The organism is Streptomyces chilikensis (assembly GCF_001642695.1).
GTDB lineage: Bacteria > Actinomycetota > Actinomycetes > Streptomycetales > Streptomycetaceae > Streptomyces > Streptomyces chilikensis.
This window is the reverse complement of sequence record NZ_LWCC02000144.1, coordinates 1-1,982: the sequence shown is the minus strand read 5'-3', so window position 1 is coordinate 1,982 and position 1,982 is coordinate 1. Positions and strand designations below refer to the sequence as shown.

At 77.2% G+C, this 1,982-nt stretch carries 2 protein-coding genes; one reads left to right on the top strand and one right to left on the bottom strand.

The window, feature by feature from the left end:
- A partial coding sequence (locus A2U95_RS29045; protein ID WP_166028476.1) for an FAD-dependent oxidoreductase occupies nucleotides 1–793 on the bottom strand: 793 nt, incomplete at its 3' end.
- Nucleotides 794–859: 66 nt separating this feature from the next.
- Here A2U95_RS29045 and A2U95_RS29040 point away from each other — a divergent pair.
- Nucleotides 860–1,900, top strand: a complete 1,041-nt coding sequence (locus A2U95_RS29040; protein WP_166028474.1) for an oxidoreductase — start codon at nucleotides 860–862, stop codon at nucleotides 1,898–1,900.
- Nucleotides 1,901–1,982 lie beyond the last annotated feature (82 nt).

Here is a 1,982-nt window from a genome sequence, read left to right as displayed (position 1 = left end):
CCGCTATCTCCGGCCGGACCGCCGCGCACCGCGCCACGATCGCCTCGGCGACCGCGGGATCCGGCTCGGTGGACCATTCGCCCACCTCGGCCGTCCCGCCCAGCAGCAGCCGCCCCGGCTGCGGCAGGAAGTAGGTCGACCGCGTCCCGTCGTCCGCCTCGTCGGCGACCGAGGTCAGCCAGGTGTCCACCCCCGGGTTCTCCACCACGACCAGCTGCCCCCGCACCGGGTGCACCGAGTCGTCCGGAACCAGCTCCCGCGCCCCCAGGCCGGTCGCGTTGACCACCACCGGCGCCTCGGCGGCGGCCTCGTCGAGCGAGGAGACCGCACGCTCCTCGACCACGCCCCCCGCGGCGCGGAAACGTTCCCGCAGCCAGGGCAGGTGGACCCGCATGTCGATCAGCGGCACCCGCGCCCACAGACCGCCGCCGGGGCACTCCTCGGACGTCGCCGCGCGCAGCCCCGGAACCTCCGCGGCCCACGGGCCGAGCCCGTCGAGCGACGCGCCGCCGTGCACCCCCGCCACCATCCGCACGCCCGTCTCCTCGGACCGGGTGGCGGCCAGCGCGGCGTAGACCTCGTAGGAGACCAGCGACCACCCGCCGACCCGTTCCTCCGGCTCGATCCGGTAGGGCCACCACAGGCCGCCCGCCACCTCCGAGGTCGTCCGCTCGGCGGGTTCGCGGGACCAGATCCGTACCCGCCGCCCGCTCTCCGCCAGGACCACGGCCGTGGTCAGGCCGATGACTCCGCCGCCCACGACGATCACTTCACAGGGCCGATGCCGTTCCATGCGCGGACCGTAACGGAATGCCCCGCACCGGGAACAGAGCGCCCGCGCCGCGGGAATACTCGGAGCATGGCTGCCGAGCACGCGACCTACGCGTCCTTCGCCCTCGCCCCGGCGACCCGCGCGGGCGGGGTCCTCGCGGGCGGGACCCACCTCATCACCCACCGGGAGTTCACCGACTTCGTGGTCGACGGGCGCCCGCTGCTCTTCCGCCTCGCGGACCTGGACGCGGTGTCGCCGCTCGCCGCCGACGTGCCGCCGGCCGTCCTCGCCGAGCAGGTGCGCGCGCTGCTGCTGGAGGCGCCGGCGCCGCTGCCCGGCGGCCGGTACCTGGTCTACGGCTGTCCCGAATGCGCCGACCTCGCCTGTGGCGCGGTCACCGCGGTGATCGAACGGGACGGCGAGGACTACGTGTGGCGCGACTTCGCCTGGCAGACCGGGGACCGCCCCGACCTGCGCCTCAACGGCTACCGCGGCCTGGGCCCGTTCCGGTTCCGCGGCGACGGGTACCGCGCGGCGCTGACCGGCCTGCTGGACCGGGCCCACGACGTGCGGGAGGACGGCCGCAGGGTGCTGCTGGTCGGCGCCCGGGCCACCGTGCTCAACAAGCTGGCCGCCGCGCTGCGCTCCATCGGCATAGGCGCCGACATCACCCACGACCCGTCCGGGGTCCCGCCCGAGGAGCTGCGGGCCTACGGGGCGGTGGCCTTCGGACGCGCGGTGGGGGAGGAGCGGAAGGAGGAGGTGCGGGCCGCGTTCCGGCGGGCGGGCGCCGACGTGGCGTACGTCAGCGGCCTGGCGCCGGTGATCCCGCTGCTGGTGGCGCGGACCGAGGAGGCGCTGGACCGGCGCCCCCGGGACCGGCGGCGGCTCGCCGGGCTCCGCGCGACGGAGCGGGAGGCGGTGGTCGAGGTGAGTTCCCGCTGCCGCGTGGGCCTCACCGTCCACCGGGTGGGCCGCCTCCGGCGGACCCACGAGCACGTCGCCTTCGACGGCGTGCTGCCCCCGGGCAGCCACAGCCTCCCGCTCGACCCGGAGTCGGTGAGGGGCGAGGCGTTCCTGGTGGCCCGCACCTCGGGCGAGGTGCGGGTGGCGGCCGTGCCGCACTGACCGCGGGGGCCGGGGCGGCCCCGGCCCGCGAGCCGGCTCCCCGCGGTCGTCGCCCGGGCGGCCCGCTCCGGCCCGCCCGGCG

Bases quoted from the DNA above. Each gene is read 5' to 3' on its own strand.
- A2U95_RS29040 (WP_166028474.1), top strand. From the start codon at position 860: ATGGCTGCCGAGCACGCGACCTACGCGTCCTTCGCCCTCGCCCCGGCG.